Origin of the sequence: Sporichthya sp. (genome assembly GCF_013815995.1) — a bacterium.
Lineage (GTDB): Bacteria > Actinomycetota > Actinomycetes > Sporichthyales > Sporichthyaceae > Sporichthya.
Genome location: NZ_JACDFE010000288.1, coordinates 1 through 4,817 on the forward strand (window position 1 = coordinate 1; position 4,817 = coordinate 4,817).

Here is a 4,817-nt window from a genome sequence, read left to right on the forward strand (position 1 = left end):
CTCCACGACGGTCGGGGGCCGGTCGGCCGTGTACTGCAGCCGGGTGTCCAGCCAGCGCACCCGGCCCGCCTCGCCGACCCGCACCCAGCCGGTCTTGCCGGCGGCCCGGTCGACGAAATCGAGGTTGTCGCGGAAGTTCGGGCTCTCGGAGTTGGCGAAGGCACCGCGGGAGTCGACGCGAAGGAAGTCCTTGCCGTCGGCGCCGACCACCACGACCCGCCGCTGCGGCGGGGAGACCAACAGCAGGGCCGGCACCCGACCGGGAGCCACGGTCACCTGCAGGCCGTCGTCGCGCGGGTCGACCGAGGGGATGAAGGCCCCGGTCACCGGCTGCCGCTCGAGCGTGCCCGAGACCGTCATCGGGTCGGCGCCGAGCCGCATCCCGACCTGCCACTGCGAGACCACCCCGTCGGCCGCTTCGGTGCCGGGTGCCGCCGGGTGCAGCCGAGGCTCGAACCAGCCGAACTCGCCGCGCTTCGCCAAGGGCACCCAGCGCGCCTTCGCGCCGTCGCGCGCGGAGCCCGGGATGCGCGGTGGCACGTCCGGCGGGTTCAGCGTCCGGTGGAAGAACGGGTTCGCGACATTGCCCGACACCCCCGCCTTCGACACCCGCAGGAAGGGTGTTCCGGCCGGGTCGAGGACGGTGAGCAGCTCCCCCGTCGGGTTGGCCAGCAGCATCTGCTCGCTCACCCCGGTGCGCACCTGGACCACCACGCCGGCCGGCAGCGCCGGCGACACCGCCGTGATGACCGGCACCAGCGTGGGATCGGTGCCGTGCGCCAGGGCCGGGGTCGCTCCCGGCAGTCCGAGCAGGATCACCCCGCCCGCGGCGAGGAGCAGGCCGCGGGCGCGCTTCACCGGGCCCGGCGGACCAGCGTCGCGCTGCGCCGTCCGGGCGTTGAACGACGGGAGGCACGGCGCGAGGCCGAGGTTCGGATGGCCGCACCGGGCAGGGTCGCGTTCTCCCGACCGTTGTCCGGCAGCGGCAGGGCGTCGCCGCTCGGGTCCGCGGTGACCGGGACCGTCGGCACTCCGGCGCGGAGTTCCTGCGCCACCAGGCCGGCCTGACGGGCCATCAGGTCCCGCGTGTGTGCGGCCGGCAGTTTGGTGTCGACGAACACCTGGCGCGAGACCGAGGGGATCTCGCCCTTGTCCGACATCGTGTGCGCGAAGAGGTGGTAGGGCCCGGGCGGGAGGTAGGTGCTGCCCGGCACCTGGACCTGGACCGCGTTCTTGGTCCGCCCCACGATCGCCAGCTCGACGTTGCGCTGGTCGCCGTCGATCAGGTGGGTGACGGTCGAGTTGCGGAGCAGGCGGATGCTGGAGATGGCGGCCGGATCGTCGACCTTCACCGTCAGCACCTTGCCCGTGCTCACCGCCGGGTTCACGCCGGTGATGACCGGGCGCTTGCCCCAGAACAGGTAGGGCGGGCTGAAGATCTGGAACGAAGGATCGGCGCTCTGGTGCGAGGTGCCGAAGGTCTTCTCACCGGCGTCCGTGGCCCGGCCGTAGCCCATGTTGACCGGCGCGTGCCCGCCGACCAGCACCCGTGCGTCCGGGAGCAGCATCGCCGACGGGTGGTAGGTCCGGCCGTGGGACTGCGCCGCGGTCACGGTCCACTGACCGGTCGCCGGGTCCCACAGTTCGCTGGTCCGGTTCGCGAAGTCCATGCCCGGGGTGAGCAGGTGATCCCGGTCCCCGCCGTTGACCACCCAGACCCCACCGGTCGGCAGCATGACGCCGTCGTTGTACCAGCGGGGCGAGTGAAGGCTGCCGCTCGGAACGGAGCTGAAGCTGGTGCCGGGGCCGACCTCGGTGATCGTGGTGGCCGACTGCCCGACGTAGCCACCCGGCCACGGCAGCGGAACGCCGCCCACCCCCAGGAAACGCGCCGTGGTGTCGCCCGGCTTGAGCATCAGCATCATCGAGAAGCCGGAACCGCGGAAGCCGAGCGGCAGGCCACCGAAGTCGTTGGGGCCCAGGTCGGTCCAGCCGTTCGTCTTGGGGTCGAAGATCGAGGTGAAATTCCAGGTCGCCTCGTCGTAGGAGTAGCCCATCGGGTTGGCCACCTGGCCGGCCGCGTTGTAGAAGGTCCGGCCGTCCGGGAGCAGGTGCATCCGGGGGAACAGCGGCAGCGACTTGCTCGCCGAGCCCGGCAGCACCGTCCACTTGCCGGTCTGCGGATCGAACCGCTCGAGGTGCCGCTCGTTCGCGGCCGAGTCCCCGGGCCGGTCGGGGTAGACCGGCTTGATCATCTTGGCCACACCGCTGAAGGTGAGGATGGAGCCATCCGGCTGCGTGACCATCGTCGGGTACCAGCGCGCGTAGGTCATCTTCCCGGCCTCGCTCCACCCGTTGGTGCGTGGATCGAAGATCCGGGTGTTCTTGAGGCCGTTGAGTTCGATGATCCCGTACTGGGTGCCCGGAACGCTTGGCTCCGAGTAGTAGCTGGTGCCGCCGTTGGTGATCAGCCGGCCGTCGGCGAGGAAGTTCAGGTCGGCGCAGAACAGGTCGCCGTCGTTCGCCGTGTTCTCGTTGCTGTGCGGAACCCCGGGCAGGTACTCGTTGTCGTCATTGCCGCCCGAGTTGACCCCGGAGTCGTACGGCGTCGGCACCACCCACTTGGGCGCCTTACCGCGGAGGTCGAGCAACCGGGAGCCACTGTTGGTCGAAACCTCGCCGTACTCGAAGACGACGCTGGCCTGGACGTTGTCCATGCCCTCCAGGCCGCTCCAGTAGATCTGGCGGCCGTCGGTCAGCTGGGAGATCGCGTTCGCGGTCGGCTTGCAGCGCGGGCGCGGATCGAAGGGAGCCTCGCAGTCGGTGCCGTACTGGCCCGCCGGCTCCTCGAACAGCGCACCGAACAGCCCGGTGTCGGCGGCGGTGACGGTCCGGGGCGCCGCGAACGCGGGAGCGGCCGGGGCGAGCAGGGCGGCGGCGCTGATCGCCAGGATCGGACGGCGCAAGGGATCACCTCGGGATGGCCGCTCCGGTCGTCGGGGGACGTCGGTGGGACGAGCGGCCTGTGGGCGCCATCGTGGCACCCACAAATCCGATGAAGCTAGGGCGAAGCGGACTTTTCCTCGTGTCCAGGAGCGTCAGCGGCCCTGGAACCGGGCCTTGCGCTTGTCGACGAAGGCCGCCTTGCCCTCGGCGTAGTCCAAGCTGCCGCCGTGCTCCTGCTGCCGGTCGGCCTCGATCGCGAGCTGCTCGGCGAGGCCGACCTGGGTGGTCTCGTTCAGGGTCTTCTTGATGTTGGCGAGCGCCAGGGTAGGCCCGGCGGCGAGCCGCTGGGCCAACGCCATCCCTTCGGAGTGAACGGCGTCATCCGGCACGACGCGGTTGACCAGGCCCCACTCCAGCGCCTTCGCCGCGGGCAGCCGTTCGCCGAGCATGCACAGCTCGGCCGCGCGCGCGAGCCCGACCCGCTCCGCGAGGAACCGCATCGCGCCGGCGTCCGGCATCACCGCGATGTTCACGAAAGCCAGCAGCAGATAGGAGGACTCCCCCACGACCACCAGGTCGCAGGACATCGCCAGCGAAGCACCGAGCCCGGCGGCCGCGCCCTGGATCGCCCCGATCACCGGCTTGGGCGCCTCCCGAACGGCGAGGACGACCGGGTTGTAGTGCTTGTGTAGCCAGGACGACAGGTCCGGGTCGCCGTTCGGAAGGATCTCGCGGGGGCGCGTCACATCAGCACCGGCGGAGAACGCGCGCCCGGCGCCGGTGATCAGGATCGCCCGGACCTCAGGGTCGGCGGCCGCGCTGCGCAAGGCGTCCGCGACCTCGTCGGCGAACTCCGGCAACCAGGCGTTGAGGGCCTCCGGCCGGTTCAGCTCGACGTGCGCGACCGCGCCGTCGCGGGTCGCCCGGACGTACTGGTACTCCACGGATACGTTCCCCTTCTGACGGCCGGTCAGCGACGACCGCGTTCGATGTAGCGGACCAGGTCGCGGGTCAGCGCGGTCTCGATCCGCCGGGACAACAGTCGGTCCACCCGCGAACCCCGCGGCTGGGTCAGCGTCCCGGACAGCTTGACGTCCAGCCGGCTTCCCGAGCCGACCGGGTCGAACCGCAGCACGCCGCTCATCCCCTGCAGGTGCTCGCACTCGGTCAACCCGAAGGTGATCGCGTGGTTCACCGGGTCGGGAACGATCTCCACCGTCCCGTCGAACTCCTCGCCGAAGATCTCGACGACGACGGTGACCCGCAGCGGCCCGCCGTCGGGGCCGTGGGGATGCACGACCACGCGCTCGAGGTCACGCGCCCACTCGGGCCAGCGCCCGACGTCGGCTAGCACGGCGAAACCGGCCTGCGGCGACGCCTTCAGCGACGCCTGGCACACGCACTCGATGGACACCGCGCCCCTTCCAGACCGGCACACCGTAACCAATGCCACACCCTGTCCTCGCGCCCGGAACGGGATCGCCCCTTGACACCGGTTACGCGTTGTGTAAATCTAGCTTTATTACGCAGTGCGTAACCATCCACCCGACGAGAAGGACGACTCCCATGGCCCGTCGCAAGAACACCCTCACCCGTTTCGTCGAGGACCTGGTCGACAACACCAAGGACCTGGTTGACGATCTACTCGACCGGGCCAAGGACGTCGAGGAAGACCTCCGCGACGCCGCCAGCAACGTGGTGGACGACGACGAGGACGCGAAGAAGTCCACCTCCCTCTCCGCCTCCAACGGGGTTTCGAAGGCCGACATCAAGGCCATCACCGCCGCGCTGGCCGAGCTGACCGAGACCGTGAACGCGCTCGCCGAAGCGCAGGCCGCTCCCGCGCCGCGCCGCGCGACCAAGTCCGCTCC

The 4,817-nt window shown here is 70.6% G+C and carries 5 protein-coding genes; 1 reads left to right on the top strand and 4 read right to left on the bottom strand.

The annotated features are described in order from the left end of the window. The 4 genes from H0X00_RS21695 to H0X00_RS21710 all read right to left on the bottom strand — a co-directional run. On the bottom strand, positions 1 to 858 hold an 858-nt coding region (locus H0X00_RS21695), incomplete at its 3' end, for a hypothetical protein (RefSeq protein WP_293774760.1). Beyond that, positions 855 to 2,966 carry a galactose oxidase early set domain-containing protein gene (locus H0X00_RS21700; protein WP_293774762.1) on the bottom strand — a complete coding sequence of 704 codons (2,112 nt, stop codon included), beginning with the start codon at positions 2,964 to 2,966 and terminating at the stop codon, positions 855 to 857. The genes H0X00_RS21700 and H0X00_RS21695, both read right to left, overlap by 4 nt. Before the next feature lie 132 nt (positions 2,967 to 3,098). Further along, complete coding sequence (locus H0X00_RS21705; RefSeq protein WP_293774765.1) at positions 3,099 to 3,890, bottom strand: enoyl-CoA hydratase-related protein; 792 nt, start codon at positions 3,888 to 3,890, stop codon at positions 3,099 to 3,101. A 26-nt stretch (positions 3,891 to 3,916) separates the two neighbouring features. Further along, positions 3,917 to 4,360 (bottom strand): SRPBCC family protein, encoded by a 444-nt coding sequence (locus H0X00_RS21710; RefSeq protein ID WP_293774767.1) that lies wholly within the window; start codon positions 4,358 to 4,360, stop codon positions 3,917 to 3,919. 152 nt (positions 4,361 to 4,512) lie between these two features. Here H0X00_RS21710 and H0X00_RS21715 point away from each other — a divergent pair. Continuing rightward, positions 4,513 to 4,817 (top strand): hypothetical protein (locus tag H0X00_RS21715; RefSeq protein WP_293774770.1); only part of this gene is annotated, 305 nt, incomplete at its 3' end.